22 protein-coding genes and 2 pseudogenes are annotated in these 25,869 nt (G+C 72.8%); 9 read left to right on the forward strand and 15 right to left on the reverse strand.

Annotation, left to right across the window (positions count from 1 at the left end; all coding sequences use genetic code 11):
- The first annotated feature begins 89 nt into the window (after positions 1-89).
- Complete coding sequence (kstD, locus tag ACIRO3_RS07260; protein ID WP_404133472.1) at positions 90-1,871, forward strand: 3-oxosteroid 1-dehydrogenase; 1,782 nt, start codon at positions 90-92, stop codon at positions 1,869-1,871.
- Between the two features lie 85 nt (positions 1,872-1,956).
- Here kstD and ACIRO3_RS07265 read toward each other — a convergent pair whose 3' ends face one another.
- On the reverse strand, positions 1,957-2,457 hold the full coding sequence (locus ACIRO3_RS07265) for a hypothetical protein (protein ID WP_361776923.1): 501 nt from the start codon (positions 2,455-2,457) through the stop codon (positions 1,957-1,959).
- A 550-nt stretch (positions 2,458-3,007) separates the two neighbouring features.
- On the opposite strand from ACIRO3_RS07265, the gene ACIRO3_RS07270 reads away from it, so the two are divergent.
- Together ACIRO3_RS07270 and ACIRO3_RS07275 are read left to right on the forward strand one after the other, a co-directional pair.
- Entirely contained in the window at positions 3,008-3,547 is a 540-nt protein-coding gene (locus ACIRO3_RS07270) for a toxin-antitoxin system, toxin component (protein ID WP_404134105.1), read from the forward strand.
- The gene (locus ACIRO3_RS07275; protein ID WP_361776917.1) at positions 3,544-4,764 is read left to right on the forward strand and encodes a DUF6545 domain-containing protein; all 1,221 of its coding nucleotides are present in this window, start codon (positions 3,544-3,546) and stop codon (positions 4,762-4,764) included. Before ACIRO3_RS07270 ends, ACIRO3_RS07275 begins: the two co-directional genes overlap by 4 nt.
- 181 nt (positions 4,765-4,945) lie before the next feature.
- Here the strand turns inward: ACIRO3_RS07275 and ACIRO3_RS07280 are convergent, their stop codons facing one another.
- Positions 4,946-5,350 (reverse strand): ACT domain-containing protein, encoded by a 405-nt coding sequence (locus ACIRO3_RS07280; RefSeq protein WP_404133475.1) that lies wholly within the window; start codon positions 5,348-5,350, stop codon positions 4,946-4,948.
- A gap of 26 nt (positions 5,351-5,376) precedes the next feature.
- Here ACIRO3_RS07280 and ACIRO3_RS07285 point away from each other — a divergent pair, with 26 nt between their 5' ends.
- Positions 5,377-6,570 carry a low temperature requirement protein A gene (locus ACIRO3_RS07285; RefSeq protein ID WP_404133478.1) on the forward strand — a complete coding sequence of 398 codons (1,194 nt, stop codon included), beginning with the start codon at positions 5,377-5,379 and terminating at the stop codon, positions 6,568-6,570.
- A 38-nt stretch (positions 6,571-6,608) separates the two neighbouring features.
- On the opposite strand, the gene ACIRO3_RS07290 is transcribed toward ACIRO3_RS07285, so the two are convergent.
- The 5 genes from ACIRO3_RS07290 to ACIRO3_RS07310 all read right to left on the reverse strand — a co-directional run bounded on the left by ACIRO3_RS07290 (position 6,609) and on the right by ACIRO3_RS07310 (position 11,041).
- Positions 6,609-6,836 carry a DUF397 domain-containing protein gene (locus ACIRO3_RS07290; protein WP_404134107.1) on the reverse strand — a complete coding sequence of 76 codons (228 nt, stop codon included), beginning with the start codon at positions 6,834-6,836 and terminating at the stop codon, positions 6,609-6,611.
- A gap of 132 nt (positions 6,837-6,968) precedes the next feature.
- Entirely contained in the window at positions 6,969-8,135 is a 1,167-nt protein-coding gene (locus ACIRO3_RS07295) for a thiolase domain-containing protein (protein WP_404133481.1), read from the reverse strand.
- Positions 8,132-9,199, reverse strand: a complete 1,068-nt coding sequence (locus tag ACIRO3_RS07300; RefSeq protein WP_404133483.1) for a thiolase domain-containing protein — start codon at positions 9,197-9,199, stop codon at positions 8,132-8,134. The genes ACIRO3_RS07295 and ACIRO3_RS07300 overlap by 4 nt, the downstream gene beginning before the upstream one ends.
- A complete protein-coding gene (locus tag ACIRO3_RS07305) occupies positions 9,199-10,173 on the reverse strand; it encodes a Zn-ribbon domain-containing OB-fold protein (RefSeq protein WP_404133486.1) in 975 nt (324 codons plus the stop codon). Before ACIRO3_RS07305 ends, ACIRO3_RS07300 begins: the two co-directional genes overlap by 1 nt.
- A 67-nt stretch (positions 10,174-10,240) precedes the next feature.
- Entirely contained in the window at positions 10,241-11,041 is an 801-nt protein-coding gene (locus ACIRO3_RS07310) for a crotonase/enoyl-CoA hydratase family protein (RefSeq protein WP_404133489.1), read from the reverse strand.
- A gap of 174 nt (positions 11,042-11,215) precedes the next feature.
- Here ACIRO3_RS07310 and ACIRO3_RS07315 point away from each other — a divergent pair, with 174 nt between their 5' ends.
- Positions 11,216-12,847 carry an acyl-CoA synthetase gene (locus ACIRO3_RS07315; protein ID WP_404133492.1) on the forward strand — a complete coding sequence of 544 codons (1,632 nt, stop codon included), beginning with the start codon at positions 11,216-11,218 and terminating at the stop codon, positions 12,845-12,847.
- A gap of 52 nt (positions 12,848-12,899) precedes the next feature.
- Here the strand turns inward: ACIRO3_RS07315 and ACIRO3_RS07320 are convergent, their stop codons facing one another.
- The 3 genes from ACIRO3_RS07320 to ACIRO3_RS07330 form a co-directional block, all read right to left on the reverse strand.
- Positions 12,900-13,550 carry a DUF2278 family protein gene (locus ACIRO3_RS07320; protein ID WP_404133495.1) on the reverse strand — a complete coding sequence of 217 codons (651 nt, stop codon included), beginning with the start codon at positions 13,548-13,550 and terminating at the stop codon, positions 12,900-12,902.
- A 57-nt stretch (positions 13,551-13,607) separates the two neighbouring features.
- Positions 13,608-13,823, reverse strand: a complete 216-nt coding sequence (locus ACIRO3_RS07325) for a hypothetical protein (protein ID WP_361776888.1) — start codon at positions 13,821-13,823, stop codon at positions 13,608-13,610.
- 114 nt (positions 13,824-13,937) lie between these two features.
- Entirely contained in the window at positions 13,938-14,390 is a 453-nt protein-coding gene (locus ACIRO3_RS07330; protein ID WP_365996679.1) for a hypothetical protein, read from the reverse strand.
- Positions 14,391-14,622: 232 nt separating this feature from the next.
- Here ACIRO3_RS07330 and paaK point away from each other — a divergent pair, with 232 nt between their 5' ends.
- Both paaK and ACIRO3_RS07340 read left to right on the forward strand, forming a co-directional pair.
- Positions 14,623-15,924, forward strand: a complete 1,302-nt coding sequence (paaK, locus tag ACIRO3_RS07335; protein WP_404133498.1) for a phenylacetate--CoA ligase PaaK — start codon at positions 14,623-14,625, stop codon at positions 15,922-15,924.
- Between the two features lie 217 nt (positions 15,925-16,141).
- Positions 16,142-16,963 carry a YhjD/YihY/BrkB family envelope integrity protein gene (locus tag ACIRO3_RS07340; RefSeq protein WP_404133500.1) on the forward strand — a complete coding sequence of 274 codons (822 nt, stop codon included), beginning with the start codon at positions 16,142-16,144 and terminating at the stop codon, positions 16,961-16,963.
- Positions 16,964-17,073: 110 nt separating this feature from the next.
- On the opposite strand, the pseudogene ACIRO3_RS07345 reads toward ACIRO3_RS07340, so the two are convergent.
- Positions 17,074-17,751: pseudogene (locus ACIRO3_RS07345) on the reverse strand (AMP-binding protein); the annotation flags it as partial.
- A gap of 8 nt (positions 17,752-17,759) precedes the next feature.
- On the opposite strand from ACIRO3_RS07345, the pseudogene ACIRO3_RS07350 reads away from it, so the two are divergent.
- A pseudogene (locus ACIRO3_RS07350) lies at positions 17,760-19,070 on the forward strand (penicillin acylase family protein); the annotation flags it as partial.
- A 68-nt stretch (positions 19,071-19,138) separates the two neighbouring features.
- On the opposite strand, the gene ACIRO3_RS07355 reads toward ACIRO3_RS07350, so the two are convergent.
- From ACIRO3_RS07355 to ACIRO3_RS07365, 3 genes are all read right to left on the reverse strand, one after another.
- Positions 19,139-20,278 (reverse strand): ionic transporter y4hA, encoded by a 1,140-nt coding sequence (locus ACIRO3_RS07355; RefSeq protein ID WP_361776875.1) that lies wholly within the window; start codon positions 20,276-20,278, stop codon positions 19,139-19,141.
- Positions 20,279-20,436: 158 nt separating this feature from the next.
- Positions 20,437-21,993: an acyl-CoA synthetase gene (locus ACIRO3_RS07360; RefSeq protein ID WP_404133503.1), complete on the reverse strand. Its 1,557-nt coding sequence runs from the start codon at positions 21,991-21,993 to the stop codon at positions 20,437-20,439.
- 33 nt (positions 21,994-22,026) lie between these two features.
- Complete coding sequence (locus tag ACIRO3_RS07365) at positions 22,027-23,133, reverse strand: nitronate monooxygenase family protein (protein WP_366146834.1); 1,107 nt, start codon at positions 23,131-23,133, stop codon at positions 22,027-22,029.
- A gap of 146 nt (positions 23,134-23,279) precedes the next feature.
- Here ACIRO3_RS07365 and ACIRO3_RS07370 point away from each other — a divergent pair, with 146 nt between their 5' ends.
- Complete coding sequence (locus tag ACIRO3_RS07370; RefSeq protein WP_404133506.1) at positions 23,280-25,130, forward strand: serine hydrolase; 1,851 nt, start codon at positions 23,280-23,282, stop codon at positions 25,128-25,130.
- Between the two features lie 109 nt (positions 25,131-25,239).
- On the opposite strand, the gene ACIRO3_RS07375 is transcribed toward ACIRO3_RS07370, so the two are convergent.
- Positions 25,240-25,848 (reverse strand): TetR/AcrR family transcriptional regulator, encoded by a 609-nt coding sequence (locus ACIRO3_RS07375; protein ID WP_404133508.1) that lies wholly within the window; start codon positions 25,846-25,848, stop codon positions 25,240-25,242.
- Positions 25,849-25,869: the final 21 nt, after the last annotated feature.

Genomic DNA, 25,869 nt, shown 5'->3' on the forward strand with positions numbered 1-25,869 from the left:
TTGACTTCACATGATCCCCCGAAGACCTTTTCTGACTCGGCATCAGACATGCCGGACACGCCCGCTTCCCCGACCCGCTGGAGCCTGCCATGTCCGCGAGCCCCCGTCCCGCACGCCCCGCCCCGCCCTCCCGCCGGACCGTCCTCGCGGGGACCGGAGCCGGCGTACTCGCCGCCAGCGTGCTGCCGGGGGCCGTCGCACGGGCCGCCGACGGCGCCCCGCTCGGCGAGTACGACGTCGTCGTGGTCGGCTCCGGCGCGTCCGGGATGACCGCCGCGCTCACCGCCGCCCGGCGGGGACTGAGCGTGCTGGTGGTCGAGAAGGCCCCCACCTTCGGCGGGTCGGCCGCCCGGTCGGGCGCCGGCATCTGGTTGCCGAACAACTCGGTGATCCTGGGCGTCGGAGTGCCGGACACCCCGGCGAAGGCCGCCACGTACCTGTCGGCGGTGGTGGGGCCCGGGGTGCCGGCGGACCGGCAACAGGCCTTCCTCGCCAACGGCCCCCGGATGCTGGACTTCGTCATGGCGAACAGCCCGCTGAGGTTCCGCTTCATGGACGGCTACAGCGACTACTACCCCGACCTGCCCGGTGGTCTGCCGAACGGCCGCTCCATCGAGCCCGACCAGATCGACGGCAACGTCCTCGGCGCCGAACTGGCCCGCCTGAACCCGGCGTACATGCCGGTGCCGGCCGGGATGGTCGTCTTCAGCCAGGACTACAAGTGGCTGAACCTCGCGGCCGTCAGCGCCAAGGGCCTGGCGGTGTCGGCGGAGTGCCTGGCGCGCGGCGCGGCGGCCGCGCTGCGCGGGGAGAAGCCGCTGACCATGGGGCAGGCCCTCGCCGCGGGGCTGCGGGCCGGCCTCCAGCGGGCCGGGGTGCCGGTCTGGCTGAACAGCCCGCTGGTGGACCTGGTCCAGGAGGGCGGGGCCGTCACCGGTGTGGTGGTGGAGAAGGAGGGCGTACGGGGGACGGTGCGGGCGCGCAAGGGCGTGATCATCGGTTCGGGCGGCTTCGAGCACAACGCGCAGATGCGGGCCCAGTACCAGCAACAGCCCATCGGCACCCGGTGGTCGGTCGGCGCGAAGGAGAACACCGGCGACGGGATCCGCGCGGGGCAGCGCGCCGGCGCTGCGTTGGGGCTGATGGAGGACGCCTGGTGGGGGCCGTCGATCCCGCTGCCCGGTGAGCCGTACTTCTGTCTGGCCGAACGGACCCTGCCGGGCGGGCTGATCGTCAACGGGAACGGCACGCGGTTCGTCAACGAGGCGGCGCCCTACGGCGACGTGGTGCACGTGATGTACGAGAAGGACCGGGGGGCGGTCGGCTCGCACATACCGGCCTGGCTGATCGTGGACCAGAACTACCGCAACAAGTACCTGTTCAAGGACATCCTGCCGACCTTCGCCTTCCCGGACTCCTGGTACGAGTCGGGCGCGGCGAAGAAGGCGTGGACCTGGGACGCGCTGGCCCACCAGATCGGGGTGCCGGCGGGTGCGCTGCGCTCGACCCTCAACCGCTTCAACGCGCAGGCGTGGAGCGGGAACGACGCCGACTTCCATCGGGGGGACACGGCGTACGACCACTACTACACGGACCCGAACGTCCACCCGAACTCGTGTCTCGCGCCGATCTGGGCGCCGCCGTTCCACGCCTTCAAGATCGTGCCGGGGGACCTGGGGACGAAGGGCGGCATCGTCACCGACGCCAGGGCGCGGGCCCTGCGGGCCGACGGTTCGGTGATCCGGGGGCTGTGGGCGGCGGGCAACGCGAGTGCGGCGGTGATGGGCCACAGCTACGCGGGGGCCGGATCGACGATCGGTCCCGCGATGACGTTCGGGTACGTGGCGGCCAACGACATCGCGGACGCCTGAGGGCGGCCCGGCGCCGCCCGCCCGTTTCCGGCCGCTCCCCCGCCGCGCCGCTCGCGGGGCGGGCGGCACGGCCGGCCCGGCGTGGTCAGCCCTGCTGGAAGAGCTCGGCCGGGAGCGGCTTCAGGAGGGCGTAGAGGTCATCGGTGATCGGGCGGTCCCAGCTGGCGATGGTGACCAGCACGTTGTCGCTGCGGTCGAACTGGACGCAGGAGATGCGGGACTCCGAGAGTTTGACCTTCCGGACGATGAGGAGGTTGTCGCCCTGCATGACGGGGCAGTCCTCGACCGCGGTGACCTCGACGTCCTCTTCGTTCTCCAGGGCGTCGAGGAGTTGGGCCACCTCGAAGGGGACCTGCTTGTCGGCGAGGTCGCGGGCGGGCGAACCCTCGGGGAGATTGCCGATGATCATCGCGGGGCCGCGACCGCCGAACAGGTCGTAGCGCAGGAAGACGCCCTGGCAGCTGCCGTCGGGGGCGGGGAGCAGCCCGGCCCCGAGGTTGCCCGGCCAGTCCCCCGGGTCCATGGCCAGGACGTCGAAGTCCGGGCCGGCGGGTGTGGCGGCGCGGTGGCGGCGGAGGAAGGACATGCCGCCATGGTACGTGGCCGGGACCCTTTTCCGGCCCCGGGCCCCTCATCCGAGCCGGCCCCGCGCCCGGCCCCGCACCCGCCGCCGAGAGCGTCCCGGGGCTCCGTCCCGGCCGGCGCCCGCCCCGTCCCTCCCGGTTTCCCCGCGTCGGACCGGTCGGTCCCTTGATCGACCGGTCCGACGTGCGGGGTCCGGCGCGCGTCCGCCGGTGGCGTTCGAACCGACATCGCGGGTTGACCGGTATGGATCTTGCGTTTTCAACGACTTACGCTTGTCCGCGACGCGCACATCGACGATCGGCCGCTGGTCCGAGGAAGGGCAGGCAGATGGCCGAGTCCGTTCCGTCTCCCGCCGTGACGCCCGCTCAGACGCGTGCGAGCACCGGATGCCGGCCGCCGGGTCGGTGTCACGGACCGGTATCCATCCGTCCTCGGGGGGAGGCCCCCGCCCCGAGCCGGGGGACACTGCACGTCAAAGCCGCCACCGCGTCGTCGTCCGCGGTGTGCGAGGTGTCCACAGGGGAGGGGGGAGTATGAGCGTGGCCCGGGCCATGCGCAAGCTCTGCAACGCGCTGACCGCCCCGCTCGACCTGGAGTCGACCGCGGAGCCGCACACCCTCTTCCGTGCGCTGTGCGACGCGATGAGCGCGCTGCGCGGCGGGCGCCCCATCCTGCTGCGCTTCGAACGGTTCCCGCCGGAGCTCACCACGTCGGGACTCTGGCTGAACATGGAGGAGTACGACATCGTCGTCGTGGAGAAGCACACGACGCCGGACCACCAGCTCGTCATCCTCGGACACGAGCTGTGGCACATGCGGGCCGGGCACGGCAGCGTGCACGGTCTCGGTCCCGCGGCGGCCGCCCGGTCCCTGCCGGGCAGCCCCGACCTGACGTACGCCACCGTCGCGGCGCGTTCCCACTACGAGGACGCGGACGAGATGGAGGCGGAGACGTTCGGGCTGCTGCTCGGGGACCGCTGCCGGGGTTGGCTGACCTCCTCGGACACGACCGCCGGCGCCGCCCGCCGTGACGACGTCGCCGGACGGATCGGCAACGCCCTCGGCGGCCGCGGACCGATCGGGTTCCGGTGACCTCGGACGCCTTCTACATCCCGTACCTGATTCCGGCGGCGATCCTCACCCTCGCCTTCGCGATCCGACTGCCGGTCATGATCCGTTTCTGGCGGATCGACCCCAACGTGCGCAACGTCGGCGGTCTGCTCGTGCTGGGTTCCGCGGTGTTCTACTTCGGCCGGCCGCAGACCCTGGCGACGATGAACCGCCTCTCGGGGATCAGCAACGTCGCGGCCCCGGTGGTCTACACGGTGCTCACGCTGTTCTGCGCCTCGTGCCTGGTCATGGTGATCCACTGGCGGGGCGGCGATCCGCTCCGGGTGCGGCGGACCACGCGCGTCATCGGCCTCGTCTACTGCGCGGCGGTCGCCGGGTTGTGGGGCACCTTCGCGCTCGCCGACGTGCCGGTCGAGCGGCTGCGGGACCTGGACACCTACTACGCCACCACGCCGTGGATGCGCGAGCACATCCTTCTCTACCTGCTGGCCCACACCGTCGCGGGCGTGATCACGGCCTCGGTCACCTGGACCTGGCTGCGGCAGGTCTCGGGCTGGCTGCGCGCGGGGCTGGTGCTCCTGGTCGTCGGGTTCCTGCTGAACGTCGGCTACGACACGTTGAAGCTGACGGCGGTGGTCGCCCGCTGGACGGGCCACGACCTGGACTGGCTCAGTACCTACGTGGCTCCGCCGGTCGCGTCGGTGTGCGCGCTGTTCGTCGCGGTCGGCTTCGTCCTGCCGCACGCGGGCGAGGCGCTCCAGCGGCTCTGGCAGGACTTCCGGCAGTACCGGTCCCTGGGCGCGTTCGCGGCCGAACTGGCCGTCATCGACGGGAGCGGTCTCAGGCTTCCCCGGCGCTCCTCGCTGAGCCGGCGGCTGGTCCAACGGCGGACCCGGATCAACGACGGACTGCTCAAGCTCCAGCCGTACCTGGATCCCGAGGTGCGGCGCAGGGCCTTCCAGGAGGCCGTCGCCCGGAGCGAGAGTCCGGCGCGGGCCGCCGCGACGGCCGAGGCCGTGGCCGTGGTCGCCGCGATCCGCAGTCTGTCGCGCTCGGGCGCGGGGCGGGCCGCCGGTACGGCGGCGCCGGCGGCTCCCGAGGGCGACGTCACCCCGGTCCCGAACCTGGTGGCGGTGTCCAGGGCGCTGCACCGCTCGCCCGCCGTCGCGGCCTTCCGCGCCCGCGGGTCGGCGTACGAACAGCCGGCGCGGGCGGAACGGGCCGGCGGCCGCACGTAACGCGGCGGGGGGCGGGCCGGGGGGCGGGCCGTCCCGGCCGGCCGCTCGCTCCGCGGCCGTCCGGGCCCGGTGCGGTGAGCCGCTTCAAATCCTCGTCCACGGCGGCGAGTTCCGCTTCGCGTTCGAACATCGTGCGCCGCGTACGGGCCCGGCGGTTCTCCGACCCTCCGGGAGGGTCTGTTCAGTGCGCCGAGCGGACCGCCAGTCCTTCCAGTACGGCGACGGCCTCGGCGGCCCGCTCGGCGGCCACGAAGAGGTGGTCGTGGCGGTACCCGGCGATGACGTTGCAGCTGAGGCCGTGCGCGGCGAGTTCGGCTGCGAAGGCTCCGGTGAGGCCGACCGCGTCGAGTGCGGAGTGCACGCGCAGGGTGATCCATCCGGCGGTGTAGTCGTAGGCGAGTCCGGCCCCGTCGGCGTCCTCGCGGCGCAGGACGACGGTGAGTCCCTCGGGTTCCAGGACGGTCGCGACGGGGGCGAGCCCGTCGGGTGCGGTGGGGCCCGCGACGGCGCAGAAGACGTAGGTGCCCTCGTTGAGTTCCGGTCGCATGCCGCCCAGCAGTTTCCGCAGGTCGCTCTCTCCGCTCATGGAGCAACCCTACCTATCATCCCCATATGACCGATTCGGCACCCCCGGCGGAGAACGAGCAGAGCGAGCGTCACGCCTCCTGGCTGGAACTGTTCTTCGACCTCACGGCGGTGGCCGGGGTGGCCCAGCTGGCCCATCTGCTGCACGGCGGCCCCGCGTGGACCGACCTGGGGCTGTACGCGGTGATGTTCCTGGCGTTCTGGACGGGCTGGATGCTGTTCACGGTGTACGGCAACGTCACCCGCGGTCAGGTCCGGGTGTGGAGGGTGCTGGCCGGCATGTTCGGGCTGGCCGTGATGGCGGCCGCGGTGCACGGTGTGCGGGAGGGGGAACAGGCCGCGGCGTTCGCGCTCGCCTACATCCTCGTGCGGACGCTGGCCGGGAAGGCCTGGGAGCGGCGCCGGGAGTACGTGGCGGACCTGCCGATCACCCGCCTGGGGTTGGGGCTGACGCCGTGGGTGGTGTCGATGTGGTTCGACGGGACGGCCCGGTACGCGCTGTGGGCGCTCGGGTTGGCCATCGACCTGGTGGTGATGTTCGCGGTCTCCTCGAAGTCCCCGGCGGGCCGGGCGGGGGACGGGGACGAGGACGCCGCGGTGCGGACGGGGCACCGGCCGCACCGGAAGCTGCGCGCCGCCTACACCGACGCTCCGCACCTCGGTGAACGGCTGGGCCTGTTCGTGCTGATCGTCTTGGGCGAGGGGATCGCGCAGACGGTGTCCGAGGCCTCGGAGGCGGAGTGGGACTCCGCGCTGTACGTGGTGGGGACCGGCGCGTTCCTGCTGCTGATCCTGGTGTGGTCGCTGTCGCTGCGGCACGGTTCGGACGGGGTGCCGCTGCTGGCTCCGGGCGCCCTGCCCGTACGACTCACGCTGCCGCCGCACTGCTTCGTGGCGGGGTCGGTGGCGGCGCTGGCGGCGGCCCTGGGCGACTCGGTCGCGTACACCGACACGGCCGTGCCGGATCGGGTGCGCTGGTTGATGTGCGGCAGTCTCGCCCTGTACCTCGTCATCGCGGGGGCGGCGGCGGCCCGTTCGGGACGGAGCGTGCCGTGGGCGCTGTTGTTGGCCGGTCCGCCCGTGGTCCTGGTCCTGGCGGTGGGCCTGACGGCCCGGGAGGCCCGGGCCGGGCACCTGGTGTGGCTCCTGGTGCTCGCCCTGTGGTGGCCCCTGGTGTGGCGGCGTCGGCCCGCCGCGAACCCGGCCCCGGTCGCGCCGTAGGGCCGCGGGGGCGGCGGTCGCGCCCCCGACGGCCGCGCCTACGTCAGGTCGAACTCGCCGCCCCGCGCGTCCAGGACGAACCTGCGCCACTCGTCCGGCGCGAAGATCAACGACGGGCTGTCGGGACGCCCGCTGTTGCGCATCGCGATGAACCCCTCCACGAAGGCGATCTGGACGTCACCCGCTCCCCCGCTGCTCGACCGCCAGTCCGCCCCGCTCAGATCGAGGTCCGGCTTGTCCCAGCCTGCGAGGGGCTGCGAAGTCATGCTCTCGGCCACGTGCGTGCTCCTCCCGGTACGTCGTCCGAGGGCAAGATTAACCACGCCGGCGGGTGCCGCACAGGCCGCGACGGGACACCGGTGGCCGGCCCGGCGCCCCGCCCGGACATCGAATGGCGTTCAGCCGGTGGGCTCTTCGGCTCCCACCAGCCACATCGCGAAGAACTGCGCGCCGCCGCCGTAGGCGTGCCCCATGGCCCGTCGGGCGTCCGCGACCTGGTGTTCGCCGGCCTGGCCGCGGACCTGGAGCGCCGCCTCCGCGAAGCGGATCATGCCGGAGGCGCCGATCGGATTGGTGGACAGGACACCGCCCGACGGGTTGACGGGCAGGTCGCCGTCGAGTTCGGTGACCCCGGCCTCGGTGAGCTTCCAGCCCTCGCCCTCGGCCGCGAAGCCCAGGTTCTCCAGCCACATCGGCTCGTACCAGGAGAACGGCACGTACATCTCCACCGCGTCGATCTCGCGGCGGGGATCGCTGATGCCTGCCTGCCGGTAGACGTCGGCCGCGCAGTCCTTGCCCGCCTGCGGGGACACGAAGTCCTTGCCGGCGAAGAGTGTCGGCTCGCTGCGCATCGCCCCGCCGTGCACCCAGGCCGGCGGCCTCGGCGAGCGTGCGGCCCCCTCGCGGTCGGTGAGGATCATCGCGCAGGCCCCGTCCGAGGAGGGGCAGGTCTCGGAGTACCGGATCGGGTCCCACAGCATGGGCGAGGCCTGGACCTTCTCCAGGGTGATGTCGTTCTCGTGCAGGTGGGCGTACGGGTTCTTCAGGGCGTTGCGCCGGTCCTTGTAGGCGACGAGCGAGCCGACCGTGTCGGGGGCCCCGGTGCGCCGCATGTAGGCGCGCACGTGCGGCGCGAAGAATCCGCCGGCTCCCGCCAGCAGCGGCTGCTGGAAGGGCACCGGAAGCGAGAGGCCCCACATGGCGTTGGACTCGGACTGCTTCTCGAACGCCAGGGTCAGGACGGTCCGGTGGACGCGCGCCGCCACCAGGTTCATGGCGACGAGGGCGGTGGATCCGCCCACCGAACCGGCCGTGTGGACGCGGAGCATGGGTTTGCCGACCGCGCCAAGGGCGTCCGCCAGGTACAGCTCCGGCATCATCACGCCCTCGAAGAAGTCGGGGGCCTTGCCGATGACGACCGCGTCGATGTCCGCCCAGGTCAACTCGGCGTCCGCCAGGGCGCGTACGGCCGCCTCGCGCACGAGTCCGGCGATGGACACGTCGTGTCGGGCGGCGACGTGCTTGGTCTGGCCGATGCCGACGACGGCCACGGGCTCCTTGCTCATGTGCGGTCCCCTTCCAGGACGGCGACCAGGTTCTGTTGGAGGCAGGGACCGGAGGTGGCGTGGGCGACGGCCCGGTCGGACTCGCCGCGGTGGATGCGGGCGGCGGCCTCGCCGATGCGGATCAGACCCGCGGCCATGACCGGGTTGGCGGCGAGCGCCCCGCCGGACGGGTTGACGTTCACGTCGTCGCCGAGTCCGAGCGCCTTGCGGAGCACCACCTCCTGGGAGGAGAAGGGCGCGTGGAGTTCGGCCGTGTCCACGGGGCCCTCGAAGACCCCGGCCTGCTCGGCGGCGATCCGGGTGGACACGGAGTCGGTGAGGTCGCGCAGCCCGAGACCGTGCGCCTCGATGCGGTGGTCGATGCCGGTGATCCAGGCGGGCCGCTCGCACAGCCGCCGGGCGACGTCCCCCGCGGCCAGGACGATGGCGGCGGCGCCGTCGCCGATGGGCGGGCAGTCGCCGGTGCGCAGCGGAGCCACCTGGTAGTCGCCCTGGGGCACGGTTCCCCTGAGTTGGGCGTGCGGGTTGGTCTCGGCGGAGGTCCGGCTGCGGGCTCCGATGGCGGCCAGGGCGCGCTCGTCGGTCTCGCCCGAGTCGATCAGCGCCCGTGCCTGGAGGGCGGCCAGGGCCACCGAGTCGGGCCAGAGCGGGGCGAGGTAGTACGGGTCGAGCTGCCGGGTCATGACGTCGCGCACCGATCCCGGCGAGGACTTCCCGTACGCGTAGACGAGCGCGGTGTCGACCTCGCCCGTCTGGATCTTGACCCAGGCCTCGTACAGGGCCCAGGCGCCGTCCATCTCCACGTGCGACTCGGAGATCGGCGGCCATGCGCCGACCCCGTCGAGGGTCATGGTGAAGGAGAAGGCCCTGCCCGCCAGGTAGTCGCTGGAGCCGGAGCAGGTGAAGCCGATCTCGCCGGTCTTCAGCCCGGTACCGGCCAGCACCCGGTGCAGGACCGGCATGACCATCTCGACTTCGCTGAGGTCGTCGGTGTCGCGCCGGTGGTCGCTCTGCGCGAAGGCGACGACGGCCACGTCGCGCGCGTGCCTGCTCGTCCTGGCCATCAGATGAGCTCCTTGTACACGTCGTAGTCGGCGTCCGGTTCGCCGGTGGGGCGATAGTGGTCGGGGTGGCGCCCGCCCTCGGTCCACACGGGTTCGACGCGCAGGCCCATGCGGACCTGGTCGTAGGGGATGCCGCCGATGCGGCCGTGGAGGGCCAGGTCCGCGCCGTCGAGCGCGATGTGGGCGTAGACGTAGGGGACTTCGATGTCGAGGTTGCGCGCCTTGATGTTGACGATGCAGTACGTGGTGACCGTTCCGGCGGGGCCGACCTCGACCCGGTCGGTGGTGGCCACCCCGCAGGTCGGGCAGGCGCCGCGCGGGGGCACGTAGACCTTGTGGCAGGAGGGGCAGCGCTCGCCGACGGTCCGCCGCTCGGAGAGGGCGTTGATGTAGGCGGTCTGGGCGCGGCCGGGACTGTACGTGTAGTCCAGGCGGGCCTCGGCGACGATGCCGGTGACCGGGTCCGCGAAGGCCCCGTCGTGCGGGGAGGCGTGCGGGGAGGCGGCGGGGCCGGCCGGGGTGTCGTCCGGTTCGAAGCAGGCGATGTCGGTGATGGCCCCGACGCGGTCCGCCGCCCAGCGGATCCGGACCCGCATGCCGGTGGCCACCGACGCCGGGTCGGGCGCGTCGAGGGCGTGCAGGATCGCGGTGTCGGCGCCGTCGAGTCGCACGAGGACCCAGGCGAAGGGGGTGGTCAGGGGCTGCTGCGGGCGTGGCTCGTCGTTCCAGGCCCAGGTGGTGACGGTCCCGGTCGCGGACACCTCGACCAGGTCGCGGATCTCCTCGGCGGTGACGGGGTCGTACTCGACGGGCGGGACCATCACCTTGCCGTCGGACGTGGTGACGCCGAGGACGACCCGTTCGCGCAGGCCGGTGAGGAAGGCGCTCTGCACGGGGCCGAGGGAGCGGGTGAAGGGGAACTCGACGACGAGGGGTGCGCGCAGCACCTCGGGTGGGGACGCGGCTGCTGTCATGGAGGGGACTCCGTTTTCTCCGGGGGGTGGGGGACGGTGGACGTGTCGGTGTCCGGCGCGTGTGGGGTCAGCCGCGCTTGTAGACCGGAGGTCGTTTCTCCGCGAAGGCCCGGGCTCCTTCCTTCGCGTCGGCCGTGTCGAAGATCGGCCATCCCCGGGTGAGTTCGGCAGCCAGCCCCTCCGTCTCGGTGAGTTCGGCGCTCTCGTAGACGGAGGCCTTGACGGCCTCGACGGCCAGCGGCCCGCAGGCGTTGACCCGCTCGGCGATCTCCAGGGCCGCGTCCAGCGCCGTGCCGTCCGGCACCACCCGTCCGATGAGCCCGATCCGGGCGGCCTCCTCGGCCGCGTACGGGCGTCCGGTGAGCAGCATCTCCAGCGCGTGCGTGCGCGGGATCTGCCGGGGCAGCCGCACCGTCGAGCCGCCGATCGGGAAGAGGCCCCGTTTGACCTCGAACAGCCCGAAGGTGGCACCGGCGCCGGCGACCCGGATGTCGGTGCCCTGGAGGATCTCGGTGCCACCGGCCACGCAGTAGCCCTCGACGGCCGCGATCACCGGTTTGCGCGGTCGGTGGTGGCGGAGCATGGCCTTCCAGTGCAGGTCGGGGTCGGCCTTGAGGCGTTCCCGGTACTGATCGCCCGCCATGCCCTTCCCGGCCAGCGCCTTCAGGTCCATGCCCGCGCAGAAGTCGCCGCCCGCGCCCGTCAGGACCACGGAGCGGATCGCGTCGTCGGCGTCGGCCTCCAGCCAGCCGTCGTACAGGCCCACCAGCAGCGGAAGCGAGAGCGCGTTCTTCGCTTCCGGCCTGTTCATGGTGAGCACCAGCGTGGCTCCGCGGCGTTCCACGGTCAGGTGTTCGGTCCCACCCATTGCCGTCCTCCCGTCTCAAGACCTAGAACAGGTTGCAGGAGGGGCGAGTGCAGTTCAATAGTTTTCTGACACACAGTCAGTTTTCTTGTCCTGCGCCCTTCCCAGTTGGCATGAGCGGCGCTCTAATGACCGCCGAGCAGCCCACCCATGGGGTTTTTCGGGTCAGGAGGAACGGTGGAGTACAACCTTGCCGACCTGTTCGAGTCGGTCGTGGACGTGGTCCCGGACCGCGAGGCCCTGGTGTACGTGGACCATCCCGGGACCGGCGCCGAGCACCGCCTGACGTACGCGGAACTGGACGCGGCGGCGAACCGCGTCGCGCACCACCTGCTCGACAGCGGACTGAAGGCCGGCGAACACCTGGGGCTGCATCTCTACAACGGGGTCGAGTACCTCCAGACCGTGCTGGCCTGCCTCAAGGCCCGGCTGGTGCCGGTGAACGTCAACTACCGGTACGTGGAGGAGGAACTGGTCTACCTCTACAACGACGCCGACCTCGCCGCGCTCGTCTTCGAGGGCGAGTTCACCGAGCGGGTGGCGGCCGCGCTGCCACAGACGACGGGACTGCGGCACCTGATCCGGGTCGGCGCGGCCCCCGAGGGGGCGCCGGAGCCCTCGATCGCACCCGTCCCGTACGCGGACGCGGCGGCGGCCGGTTCCCCCGAACGCGGCTTCCCGCCGCGCTCCCCCGACGACCTGTTCATCATCTACACCGGCGGTACGACCGGGATGCCCAAGGGCGTCATGTGGCGGGCCGAGGACCTCTTCTTCGCGGGGCTGTTCGGCGGGGAGCCCTCCGGGGAGCCGGTGAAGCGGCCGGAGGAACTCGCCGAGCGGGTGGCCGCGCGCGGCGCCGGGCTCACCTTCTTCCCCGCTCCTCCGCTGATGCACGGCACCTCCACGCTGACCTCGTTCATCGCCTTCAACTACGGGCAACGGGTGGTCATCCACCGCAAGTACGCGCCCGAGGAGGTGCTGCGGACGATCGAGAAGGAGAAGGTCTCCAGCGTGTCCCTGGTGGGCGACGCGATGTTGCGGCCGCTCATCGACGCCCTGAACGGGCCGCTGCGGGGCACCGACCTGTCGTCCCTGTTCAGCGTCTCCTCGTCGGGCGCGATCATGTCGGAGACCGTGCGCGCCGAGTTCCAGCGGCTCGTGCCGCACGTGATGCTGCTGAACAACTTCGGCTCGTCCGAGTCCGGGTCGAACGGGAAGGCCACGAACGACTCCGGTCCGGAGAACGGCTTCCGCCTGGAGGTCAACGACCGTACGCAGGTGGTGGATCCGGTGACGCACGAGCCGGTGCCGGTCGGCGAGCCGGGCCGGCTGGCGCAGCGGGGACACGTGCCGCTCGGCTACTACAACGACCCGGCCAAGACCGCGGAGACCTTCTTCCGGAAGGGCGAGGAGCGGTGGGTGCTGCTCGGTGACATGGCCACGGTGGACGCGCGGGGCATCGTCACCGTCCTCGGCCGCGGCTCGCAGTGCATCAACACCGGCGGGGAGAAGGTGTATCCGGAGGAGGTCGAGCAGGCGCTGAAGTCCCACCCGGACGTGTACGACGCCCTGGTCGCCGGCGTGGCGGACCCGAGGTGGGGCAGTCACGTGGCGGCGGTGGTCCAGATCCGGGACGGGGCGGGCGAACCGACGCTGGACGAGATACAGGCCCACTGTCGCACCAGGCTGGCGGGGTACAAGATCCCGCGCCAGTTGGTCATCGCCCCCGCGATCCAGCGCTCGCCCAGCGGCAAGGCGGACTACCGCTGGGCGAAGTCGGTGGCCACGGAGGCGGACACCGGCCCCTGACGCCCGCCGGTCGGGACGGCGCACCCCGGCCGGCGAGCCGGTGGGCCGCCGGTCAGGCCACCGGGTGGCCGTCGGCGTCGGTGCGGTCGGCCTGCGTGGAGAACTTCGACAGGAACACGTCGTACTGCCCGTCGTCGCGGCGGGTCATCGTCGCACCGTCCTGCCAGGTCCCGTTGTCCGCCCACCACTGGCTGCCGTACGGGTCGCCCTGGTTCTGGTGGACGTTGTGCACGCCGAGACCGCCGTGGGAGAAGGGCTCCCCGAAGACGAGGATCGGCCTGCCCGGCACGAGGATCGGCTCCAGGGCGCGCGAGGCCTCCAGATGGGAACCGGCGACCCAGGGGCGCGGCGGGCTCAGCCGGTCCAGGAGCGTCCGGAGCCGGCCGATCCCGCACCCGGTCCGCGGGCGCAGCGCGGGGTGGCGCAGGTAGTCGACGGCGCCCGAGCCCGAGGTGCGGGCGAGTTCGTGGAAGCCGGGCGGCAGTGCGGACGCGGGATCGACCACCGAGGCGGCGAGGGTGATGACCTTCCATCGCACCCCGGTGGCGGATTCCTTGCTGTCCACGTCGATCGCGCACCGGTGGCGACCCGCGGGGGTGTCGACCTCCAGATTGACGTGGAACCAGCGCCCCTGGGTGTCGGGCTCGTCGCGGAAATGGCGGTGGAGGGTCCCGGACAACACTCCGTAGTCTTCGAGCGGCATGCCGCCAGTGAACCACCCGGTCCGCCGGGCGGTCGGCCCCGGACGTCGTTCGGGCGGTTACAGCTGGGCGCGAAGTTCGGCGGCCAGTCCGCGGGCCCAGACCGCCAGCTCGGCTCGGGCCGTGCCCTGGCCGATCACGGCGGTCTGTTCGTCGGTGAGGCGGGGCGGGCCCGGTTGCTCCAGCAGCTGGGCGACCTCGGCGAGCAGCCCGACCAGACGGCGGGCGCCGGGGGCGCCGAGCCGTACCGATACCGCGGGGTCGATGACGGCCATGCCGTCGCCTCCCTTCGGGCCTCCGCGACCGGGACGCCCGGTCCTCGGGCGGGGGCTCCTGCTTCGACCGTACGCCGCAGGTCGGCCCGCCGCCCGCCGCGCGCGGCGGCCCGTTCAACCGGACGCGACCCGGCCCGCGTCCGCTTCGCGGTGCATGCCCGTGCACAGGGCCCAGATGACGACGAGGTTGACGGCGATCAGCACAAGCGCCCACAAGGGGTAGAACGGGAGCCACAGGAAGTTGGCCACCACTCCCAGACTGGCGACGGCGACACCGAAGAAGCGCGCCCACAGGGCGCCGCCGAGCACGGCGCAGCCGGCGACGACGAGGGCGACGCCCACGATGAGGTGGACCCAGCCCCAGCCGGTCGCGCTGAACTCGTAGACGTAGTGGCGGGTGACGACGAACAGGTCGTCGTTGACGAGGGCCGCGATCCCTTCGAGGATCGCCATCGCCCCGGCGATGATCATCAGGGTCGCTGCCAGGACGGTGGTACCGGAGGCGGTCGCGTGCGTGGGGTGCGTGTGCACGTGGCCCGCCCGCTGTCCTACGGGGTCACTGGCCATCTCGGTCTCCTAGGTCGCGGCGCCGGCCCGACGTGCCGGACCGGCGAGAACCCCCGTTTCAGCGTGGCACGGCGACTCCCCGTCGGCACGCCGGGCCGCCCTCCCCGGGCCGCCCGGGGGGCCGCATGTTCCGGGAAACAAGGCGACCACTCGTTCGAGTCATTGCTTTGACCACCGAGGGCCTGGCACTCTACCGAATGATCGGTCGGTTGGCAGGCGATGAGGTGACGGCATGACGGCGCACGCGGACATCCATGACAAGAGCGAGCGGTTGAGCGGCGATGAGCTGGCCGCCCTCCAGCTGAGGCGGCTGCGCGCGACCCTGCACCGCGCCTACGACCACGTGCCCCACTACCGGCAGGCGTTCGAGAAGGCCGGTCTGCATCCCGACGACTGCCGGTCCCTGGCCGACCTCGCCCACTTCCCGTTCACCACCAAGTCCGATCTGCGCGACCAGTACCCCTTCGGGATGTTCGCCGTGCCGCGCTCCGAGGTGCGGCGCATCCACGCCTCCAGCGGGACCACCGGACGGCCCACGGTCGTCGGCTACACCGACGGGGACCTGTCCACCTGGGCCGACGTGGTGGCCCGGTCCATCCGCGCGGCGGGCGGCCGTCCCGGCCAGATCGTGCACGTCGCCTACGGCTACGGCCTCTTCACCGGCGGCCTCGGCGCGCACTACGGCGCGGAGCGGCTCGGCTGTACGGTCGTGCCGGCCTCGGGGGGCATGACCGACCGCCAGGTCCGGCTGATCCAGGACTTCCGACCGGAGGTCATCATGGTGACCCCGTCCTACATGCTCACCCTGCTGGACGAGATGGAACGCCAGGGCATCGATCCCCGCTCCACCTCGCTGCGCACGGGGATCTTCGGTGCGGAGCCGTGGACGGAGGGGATGCGGCGGGAGATCGAGGAGCGGCTGGACATGGACGCCGTGGACATCTACGGCCTGTCCGAGGTGATGGGCCCCGGCGTGGCCCAGGAGTTCGCGTCGACCAAGGACGGCCTGCACATCTGGGAGGACCACTTCTTCCCCGAGGTGGTCGACCCGTTGACCGGGGCGGTGCTGCCGGACGGAGAGCCGGGAGAGCTGGTGTTCACCTCCCTCACCAAGGAGGCCATGCCGATCATCCGGTACCGGACCCGGGACCTGACGCGCCTGTTGCCCGGTACGGCCCGGCCCGCCTTCCGCCGGATGGAGAAGATCACCGGCCGCAGCGACGACATGATCATCCTGCGGGGGGTGAACCTCTATCCCACCGCGGTGGAGGAGATCCTGCTGCGTGTCCCCGGCCTGGCCCCGCACTTCCAGCTGCGGCTGACCACCGAGGGCCGGCTGGACACCCTGACCGTACGGGTGGAGGCCCGGCGGGACACCGATCGCGACCGCCGCGAGCAGGCGGCCGCGGAGGTGGTCCGAGCGGTGAAGGAGGGCGTCGGGGTGTCCGTCCGCGTCGAGGTGGTGGATCCGGAGACCCTGGAGCGCTCGGTGGGCAAGATCAAGCGGGTGCGGGACCTCCGCGCCAGACCGTAGACACCGCGCCGGACCGCGGGCACCGCGGACCGCGGGCACCCCGCCGGCACCGTGGGCACCCCGCCGGCACCGTGGGCACCGCCGGAACCGCGGGCACCGCCCGGCCGCGGGCACCGCGCCGGCCCCTCAGCCGCGTGGATGCCGGAAACCACCCCTTCGGGCCCACTTGGGGGCGTGCGCGGGAGGGCCCCGGGCCCTCCCGGGTAGGCCAGTGTGCGTGACCCCGAAGCCCCGGCCGTTGCACGACCGGCTCCAGGCCTCCCTCGCCGGGCTGGCCTGGAGCCGGGGTCGTCAGATGGAGCTGATGCACCGGGCGATGGGCTTCGCCGCCCTCGGGTTCCTCACCCTGGTGCCGCTGCTGGTGGTCGTCGCGGCCGCCGCCCCCGGCAGTGGCTACGGCTTCGGCCGGTGGCTGGGCCAGGCCCTGGGCGTGACGGCGTCCTCGCGGGCCCGGGTCGAGGTGTTGTTCGGATCCGCGGATCTGGCGCTGGAGCGGACGACGGCCTTCGGGCTCGCCGCGGTCGCCGTGTTCGGCCTGACCTTCGGCTCGGCCGTGCAGACGGGGTACGAGAAGGTGTGGGACCTGCCCACGGCCCGCTGGCACACCATGTGGCGACACGTGGTGTGGCTGGCCCTGCTGGTCTGCTACCTCGCGATGCTCGTGGGGATCCCCTCCCCGCCGCTCGACGTGATCGGCCGCGTGGTCGGCACCATCATCGACCTGGTGGGCACCGTCCTGTTCTTCTGGTCCTCCCAGCGGCTCCTGCTGGGCGGGCGCGTCCGCTGGCGCGCCCTGCTCCCGGGAGCCGTGGCCACCAGTGTCGGTCTGCTCGGGCTGCGGGTCTTCTCACAGCTGGTGTTCTCCCCGCTGATCGCCTCGAACGCGGTGACGTACGGCCCGTTCGGCACCCTGCTGGTCGTGCAGTCCTGGCTGGTCGGAATCGGCTTCGTGGTCTACGGCGGCGCCCTCGTCGGCCGCCTGCTCCACGAACGCCTCACCCTGCGCCGCCTCCACCGCTCGGGCCTTCCGCCGGAGTAGGGCGGGCGCCCTCGGGGCCCTCTCCCCCGTCGCCCGCCGGCGCGGACCCGGCGTCGCGGCGTCCCGGTCGGCGCCCGTTCGCCGCGCTCCGGCCCGCCGCCTGCCACCCCTCAGACGTCCTGTCCGCCGAGGCGGTCCCGGAGTTCCCGCTTGAGGATCTTGCCGCTGGCGTTGCGGGGCAGCGCGTCCACGAAGAGCACCCGCTTGGGGGCCTTGAAGTGGGCGAGCTTCTCGCGGGCGTACTCCATCAGCTCCGCCTCCGTGACTTCCCCGCGCGGCACCACCACGGCCGTGACCGCCTCGATCCACCGCGCGTCGGGCAGGCCGACCACGGCGGCCTCCATCACGCCGGGGTGGGTGTACAGGACGTCCTCCACCTGGCGTGAGGCGACCAGCACCCCGCCCGAGTTGATGACGTCCTTCACCCGGTCGACGACGGTGAAGTAGCCCTCCGCGTCCCGTACCGCCAGGTCCCCGGAGCGGAACCAGCCGTCCCGGAAGGCCTTTTTCGTCGCCTCGGGATCGTTCCAGTAGCCGAGGCACAACTGCGGCGACCGGTAGACCACCTCGCCCGCGACCCCGTCCGCGACGTCGGCTCCGTCCTCGTCGACGACCTTCGCCTCGACGTGGCGCACCGGTCGGCCGCACGAGTCCATCCGGCCCTCGTGTTCCGCGGGTCCCAGCACCGTGGCCAGGGGGCCGATCTCGCTCTGCCCGAAGCAGTTGTAGAACGCGAGGGCGGGCAGCCGGGCCCGCAGCCGTTCCAGGACGGGCACCGGCATGATCGAGCGCCGACCTCGGCGCGGGCCTGCCGCTGCCCTGGACGAGGTCCACCGCGTACGCGCTGAACGACCCCAACTCCCGGAACCTGCGCGGCTCCGACACCACGCTCGCCCTGGGCAGGGCCCGTTCGGTCGGTGGGATCCAGGACGCCCTGAAGCGCACCCAGGGGCTGCCCTGGGTCAACACGATCGCCGCGGACTCGGCGGGCGGCACCCTCTTCACGCAGGGCCAGGTGCTGCCGCGGATCACCGACGAGCTCGCCGCGCGCTGTTCCACCCCGCTCGGTCAGGCCACGTACCCCTCCTCGGGGCTGGCCGTGCTGGACGGTTCGCGCGGCGAGTGCGCGCTCGGCTCCGACCCGGACGCGGTCCAACCGGGGATCTTCGGCCCGGCCCGGGCACCGACGCTGCGTGACGCCCCGTACGCCGAGAACTCGAACGACAGCGCGTGGCTCGCCAACGCGGACCGGCCGCTGACCGGGTACGAGCGGATCTGGGGCACGGCCGCCGGCCCGCGCTCGCTGCGTACGCGCGGCGCGCTGGAGGACGTGTCGGCGATGGTCGCGAGGGGCCGGCTGACGGTGGCCGATCTGGAGCGGCAGCAGTACGCGAACCGGGTCCCGGCCGGTGACCTGGCGGCGGCCGACGCGGCGAAGGCGTGCGCGGCCCTGCCCGGGGGCACGGCGACCGGAAGCGACGGTGCGGCGGTGGACGTCTCGGCGGCCTGCGGGGTGCTGGCGGGCTGGGACCGTACGGCGAACGTCTCCAGTCGCGGCGCGCTGCTCTTCGACCGGTTCTGGCGCAGGCTCACGGCGAGCACCCCGGCCAGGGACCTGTGGTCGGTGCCGTTCTCGGCGGCCGATCCGGTGCGCACGCCGCGCACGTTGAACCGGGCGGCGCCCGGTATCGGCAGGGCTCTCGCGGACACGGTCGCGGAGTTGAGGACGGCCGGGTTCGCCCTGGACGCGCCGCTGGGCGAGCACCAGTTCGTGGTGCGCGACGGCCGCAGGCTGCCGGTGGGCGGTGGCACCGAGGCACTGGGCGTCTGGAACAAGATCGAGGCGCCGTGGAACGCGTCGGCCGGCGGCTACCCGGAGGTCGCGCACGGTTCCAGTCACATGCAGGCGGTCGGTTGGGACGGCGGTGGCTGCCCGGTGGCGCGCACGCTGCTGACGTACGGCCAGTCGGCGAACCCGAACTCCCCGTTCCACGCGGACCAGACCGCGCTGTTCTCGCGGGAGCGTTGGGTGAAGGCCCGGTACTGCGAGCGGGACATCCTCACCTCGCCGGCGCTGCGGGTGGTGTGGCCGCGCGAGCGGCGCTGACGCCCGGAGGTCGGCGCGGCCCCCGGGACGGTGTGTCCGTCCCGGGGGCCGCGTCGCGTGCGGACGGGTCAGGGGCTGACCGCGAGGAAGAGGTACGCGGCGAGCAGTACGAGGTGGACTCCGCCCTGGAGCAGGGTGGCCCGGCCGGGCACGATGGTCAGGGCGCTCACCACCACGGTGAGGGCGAGCAGCACCATGTGGATCGGGCCGAGGCCGAGCAGCAGCGGACCGGAGAGCCAGATCGTGGCCAGGGCGATGGCGGGGATGGTGAGGCCGATGCTGGCGATCGCGGAGCCGTAGGCGAGGTTGAGGCTGGTCTGGACGCGGTCGCGGCGGGCGGCGCGGACGGCGGCCAGGGTCTCGGGGGCCAGCACCAGCAGGGCGATGATCACACCGACGACGGCGTTGGGCAGTCCGGCGTTGGCGACGCCGCGCTCGATGGTCGGGGAGACCGCCTTGGCGTCGCCGACCACGGCGACGAGGGCGACGAGGAGCAGACCGAGGCTGATCAGGGCGGCGCGGGAGGTGGGCGGGGCCGCGTGCTCGTCCTCCTCGCCCGCGGCGGCGGCCGCCGCGGCCTCGGCCGCCTCCGCCCGGCGGCGCTTGGTGTCCACGGGCAGGAAGTAGTCGCGGTGCCGGACCGTCTGGACGGCGACGAACAGGCCGTAGAGGGCGAGTGAGGCGCAGGCCGCGAAGGTCAGTTGGGCGGTGGAGAACTCCGGCCCCGGCTTCGAGGTGGTGAAGGTCGGCAGGACGAGGCTGAGGGTGGCGAGGGTGGCGACGGTGGCGAGGGCGGCCCCGGATCCCTCGGCGTTGAAGACGGCGACGCGGTTGCGCAGGGCTCCGACGAGCAGGGACAGACCGACGATGCCGTTGCAGGTGATCATGACGGCCGCGAAGACGGTGTCCCGGGCCAGGGAGGCGGTCTTGGGGCCGCCGTCGGCCATCAGCGTCACGATCAGAGCCACTTCGATGACGGTGACGGCGACAGCGAGGACCAGGGAGCCGAACGGTTCCCCCACCCGGTGGGCGACGACCTCGGCGTGGTGGACCGCCGCGAGCACGGCGCCGCCGAGGCAGAGGGAGACGAGTACCACCGCGAGTCCGGGCAGATCGCGTCCCCAACTGAAGACGAGGGCGATCAAGGCCACCACGGGGACCACGACGGTCCAGTCGGTCAGGGGCGATCTGTGCGTTGCCGTACTCATATCGGCCAAGTTGCCAGAACTGTCCGTCCAGTGCGGCCCAACCGCCGCCCTCAGGGCCTTGACGTGGCCTTTCTCACGGAATCCCGGGCGTGGCGAGCAGCCGGGCGGCCGTCCTCGGGGCCCCGGCGCGCTGGCGGACGTCCCCACGGGCGCGCGTGTCACAGGGCGCGCGCGTGGCCCTCCCAGTACGGATCGCGCAGCCGGCGCTTGTACAGCTTGCCGTTGGGGTCGCGCGGCATGGTCTCGATGAAGTCCACCGTCTTGGGGCGCTTGTAGCCGGCCAGTTGCCGCTCGCAGTGGTGGAGGATCTCGGCGGCCAGCGCGTCACCCGCCTCGAAGCCCTCGGCGGGTTCGATGACGGCCTTGACCTCCTCGCCCCAGTCCGCGTTCGGGATGCCGAAGGCGGCGGCGTCCGCGACGGCGGGGTGCGTGAGCAGGGCGGACTCGATCTCGGCCGGATAGATGTTGACGCCGCCCGAGATGATCATGTCGATCTTGCGGTCGCGGAGGAAGAGGAAGCCCTCCTCGTCCATCAGGCCGAGGTCTCCGACCGTGAAGAAGTCGCCGATGCGGTTCTTGCGCGTCTTGCCCTCGTCCTTGTGGTAGCTGAACCCGCCGGTGTTCATCTTGATGTAGACGGTCCCGAGTTCGCCGGGCGCCAGGCGCCGCGCGTCGTCGTCGAAGATGGCGAGTTCGCTGATCGGCCAGGCCTTGCCGACGGTTCCCGGCTTCTTCAGCCAGTCCTCGGCCGTCGCGAAGGCGCCGCCGCCCTCGCTGGCGGCGTAGTACTCCTCCACGCACCGGCCCCACCAGTCGATCATCGCCCGCTTGACGTGGTCGGGGCAGGGGGCGGCGCCGTGGATGGCGTGCCGCATCGAGGACACGTCGTACGCGTCCTTCACCTCCTGGGGCAGCGCGAGGAGGCGGTGGAACTGGGTGGGGACCATGTGCGTGTGGGTGCAGGCGTGGTGGTCGATGAGCCGCAGCATCTCCCGCGGGGTCCACTTGTCCATCAGGACGAGCGGGTGCCCGATGTGCAGGGAGGCTCCGGCGAACTGCAGGACCGCCGTGTGGTAGAGCGGCGAGCAGACGAGGTGGACGTTGTCGTCGAAGGGACGGATGCCGAAGATGCCGAGGAAGCCGCCGAGGTGGGTCTCCTCCGGTAGCTTTCCGGGCAGCGGCCGGCGGATGCCCCGCGGGCGACCGGTGGTGCCTGAGGTGTAGTTCATCACCCAACCGAGGGTGCGGTCCGACGGGGGCGTTCCGGGCTGCCCGTCGAGGAGGTGCGCGTAGGGCCGGAAGCCCGGGACGGTACCGACGGCGTAGCGCCCGCCCGCGGGCAGGCCGGCCTCGTCGGCCGCGGCGGTGGCGGCGTCCGCGAAGCGCTCGTGGGCGATCAGGACCTTGGCCCCGGAGTCGGAGACGATCCAGGCGATCTCGGGGCCGACGAGGTGGTGGTTGACCGGGACGAGGTAGAAACCGGCCTGGGAGGCCGCGAGGTAGGCGGTGAAGAACTCGACGCCGTTGGGGAGGACCACGGCGAAGGCGTCGCCCTTCTCCAGACCGGCGGCGCGCAGGCCGTGGACGAGCCGGTTGACGTCGGCGTGCAGGCGGGCCGCCGTCCACTCCTCGCCCTCCGGGGTGATCAGGACCGTGCGGTCGGGGTCGGCGGCCGCCTGGGCCCAGAAGCCGTTGGGGGGTTGTCCGTCGCTCATGCTGCTGCTCGCTCCTCTCGGGTGCCGCGCGCCTCAGGCCCGGCCGGCGATGCGGTTGATGCGGTCGATGGCGCGTTCGAAGCCGCTGGTGAGGTCGTCGAAGACGGCCCGGACACTGCGTTCGGAGTTCATCCGGCCCACGATCTGGCCCACGGGCGTGCCCAGCAGCGGCTGGACCTCGTACTTCTGGATGCGGGACACGGCCTCGGCGACGAGCAGACCCTGGAGGGGCATGGGGAGCGCTCCGGGGCCGTCGGGGTCGTCCCATGCGTCGGTCCACTCGGTGCGCAGTTGGCGGGCGGGCTTGCCCGTGAGGGCGCGGGAGCGGACGGTGTCGCCGGACCCGGCGGCCAACAACTTCTCGGTGAGGGCGCGGGAGTGCAGGTCGGCCTCGGTCGTGGTGAGCCAGAGCGAGCCCAGCCAGGCGCCCTGGGCGCCGAGGGCGAGGCCGGCGGCTATCTGTTCTCCGCTGCCGATGCCTCCGGCGGCGAGGACGGGGAGCGGCGCGACGGCGTCGACGATGTCGGGGACGAGGACCATGGTGGCGATGTCGCCGGTGTGGCCGCCGGCCTCGTAGCCCTGCGCGACGACGACGTCGATGCCCGCCTCGGCGTGCCGGCGCGCGTGTTTGGCGCTGCCGGCGAGGGCGGCGACGAGGACGCCGTGGTCGTGGGCGCGCTCGATCACGTCGGCCGGCGGGGAACCGAGGGCGTTCGCGAGGAGTTTGATCGGGTAGTCGAAGGCGACGTCGAGCTGGTTGCGGGCGACCTGTTCCATCCAGCCGGTGATGCGCCAGCCGGAGGCCTCGCCGTCGGCCAGTTCGGGTACGTGGTGTTTGGCGAGGGTGTCGCGCACGAAGGCCCGGTGCCCGGCCGGGATCATCGCCTCGATGTCGGCCTCGCTGATGCCGTCGACGGCCTTCCTGGCGGGCATGACCACGTCGAGGCCGTAGGGCTTTCCGTCGGTGTGGTCCTGCATCCAGTCGAGGTCGCGTTTGAGGTCGTCGGGGGCGGTGTAGCGGACCGCGCCGAGGACCCCGAAGCCGCCCGCGCGGGTGATGGCCGCGGCCACCTCCGGGAAGGGCGTGAAGCCGAAGATGGCGTGCTCGACTCCCAGTTTCCTGCTCAGCTCCGTCTCCATGGGCGTGAGGATGCCGCAGCGTGGCGGCCGAGGGAAGAGCTTTTCTGATGCTGTGTCAGATTCTTTGCGGGCCGGTGCGTGCGGGGGGCGCGCGGCGGACGGGCAGATACTTCGTGAGGGTGCGACGGCGGACAGGAGGACCGGTCATGAACGAGCTCACGGGGGCGGTCGGCGGTGGTGGCGCGGGCGTCGCGAAGGGCGGCGCCGACAGCGGGGGCGGGGGGTTGAGTCGGCGGCGCCTGGGCGCCCGCCTGCTCGCCCTCGGCGGGGTGCTCGTCCTCCAGGCGGCGCTGCCCGGGGCCGCGGGGGCCCACGGGAACCCGGTCGAACGGCGCGCGCTCCAGGGACTTCGCCTGCGCTACGGGTCCGCCCGCCAGGCCGGGCTGCTGGAGAGGCACCTCGAAGGGGTGGCGGACGAGGCGCGCAGGTTCCTGGGCCCCTCCCCCGAACGTCCGTACTACGCGGGGGCGGTGGTCCTCGCCGGTCGCGGGCGGACCGTCGCGCTGCACCGGGCCATGGGCGACGCGGTCCGGTACGCGGACTACGACGGGCGCCTCGACCGGGTCAGGGAGTTTCCGGCGGCCGAGCGGATCCCGATGGCGGAGGACACCGTCTTCGACCTGGCCTCGCTGACCAAGCTGTTCACCTCCCTCTTGGCCGTGCAGCAGATGGAGCGCGGCCGGCTGGAGCTGGAGGCCCCGGTGGACCGGTACCTGCCGGAGTTCACCGGTGGCGGCAAGGAACTGGTCACGGTCCGTCAGTTGTTGACCCACACCTCGGGGCTGCGGTCCTGGGCGCCCTTCTACCAGGAGTCCACACGTGAGGGCCGGCTGCAGCTGCTGTGGTCGGTGCGGCCGCAGGACACGCCCGGGACGGTGTACCGCTACTCCGACCTGAACCTCATCGCGTTGCAACTGCTCTTGGAACGGATCACCGGTCGCACTCTGGATGTCCTGCTCCACGACGAGATCACCGCTCCGCTCGGGATGCACCGCACTCGTTACAACCCACCGCTCTCGTGGCGCCGGGTCACCGCCGCCACCGAGATCCAGCGACCGCCCTGGTCCGGACTTGACCGAGGACTGGTGTGGGGCGAGGTCCACGACGAGAACGCGTACGCCCTCGGCGGGGTCGCCGGCCACGCGGGCGTCTTCGGGACCGCCTGGGACCTGGCCGTCCTGGCCCGCACCCTGCTCGACGGAGGGGTCTACGCGGGCCGGCGCATCCTGCGCCCCGCCTCCGTGGAGCTGCTGTTCACCGACTACAACACCGCGTTCCCCGGGCACGACCACGGCTTGGGCTTCGAGCTCTACCAGCACTGGTACATGGGAGCCATGGCCACCCCGCACTCCGCCGGCCACACCGGGTTCACCGGCACCTCCCTGGTGCTGGACCCGTCCACCGACTCGTTCCTGATCCTGCTCGGGAACTCCGTCCACCCGGTGCGGACCTGGCGGGCCGGCAGCGCGCCACGGGTCGCGGTCGGCAACCGGTTCGCCCGTGCCGTCCCCGTCCGTACCCGGCACGGCGGCGCGGCCTGGTTCTCGGGGAACACCCCGGGCGGCTCCGGCACCCTCACCCTGCCCCCGCTCACCCCGACCACGGCCTCCGCCCGGCTGCGCTGCGCGGTGTGGTGGGACACCGTGCCCGGCGAGGGCGCCTTCCACCTGGAGGCCTCGACCGACGGGCAGACCTGGGAGCCGGTGGCGTTCAGCACCGTGCGGTCCACCGGCGGGGCGGCCGAGCAGTGGCCGCAGGGCACCGCCGGCGGCTGGTCGGGCCGCGTCTGGCACCGCCTCGAAGCCCCGTTGGCCGCCTGGGCCGGTCGCGAGGTCCGGCTGCGGGTACGCCACGACGCGACCGGCCGCTACGTCGGCCGGGGGGTGTACGTGGATGTCGTCCGGGTCGCGGAACCGGCCCGGCTGCTCTTCGCCGAGGACCGCCCCGACGACGCCGCCCGCATCGAGGTCGCGGGCTGGACCCGCTCGTCCGACTGACCGGCTCGGGCCGCCGCCGCGCCGGGGCGGCGCCGGGCCGGGCCGCTGGGCTCCGGGGCGGGCCGCTCCGCGCGGGAACGGGCCGCCCCTCATGCCGGGGCGGCCCCGCTCAGGCCAGTACCGCGTCGATCATCCGGCGTGCCACCACGGTCAGTTCGGCCGTCTCCGGGGCCGGCCGGGAGCGGGCCGTCGCCCCGATCAGCCGGTCGTACAGCAGCCCGTCGCTCCAGGCGACCAGCAGCTCCGCGGCCTCCTCGGGCCGGGGCGCGCCGAGCGCCGCGAGGATTCCCGCCGCGCGGGCCCGTGCGCCGAGTCCGGCGCTGTGGAACTCGCTCTCCAGCTCGGGGTTGCGGGCCGCCTCCAGGCTGAGTTCGAAGCGCGCGAGCTGCCGGGCGCGGCCCGTGGTGAGCCAGCGGTGGAGCAGCGCGGCGAGCGCCGCCGCGGCGGCTGCCCGGTCGGGAAGGGCGGGGCGGCCGGGAAGGGCGGGGGCGGCCCCGCCGTCGAAGTCGGCCAGGTCCAGCTCGGCGAGACGCGCGTAGCAGGCGCCGATCAGCGCGGTCCGCGTGCGGAAGTAGTACGAGGTGCTGCCCGCCGGAAGCCCGGCCACGCCGTCGACGGCGCGGTGGGTCAGGCCGCGCAGGCCGCCGTCGGCCACGAGGGCGATCGCGGTGTCGGCGATGAGGGTCCGGCGGTCGACCGCGCGTTCGGGGGTGGGCATGACCTCACTCTACAGATGTAG

This window comes from Streptomyces sp. NPDC102278 (assembly GCF_044766345.1).
GTDB lineage: Bacteria > Actinomycetota > Actinomycetes > Streptomycetales > Streptomycetaceae > Streptomyces.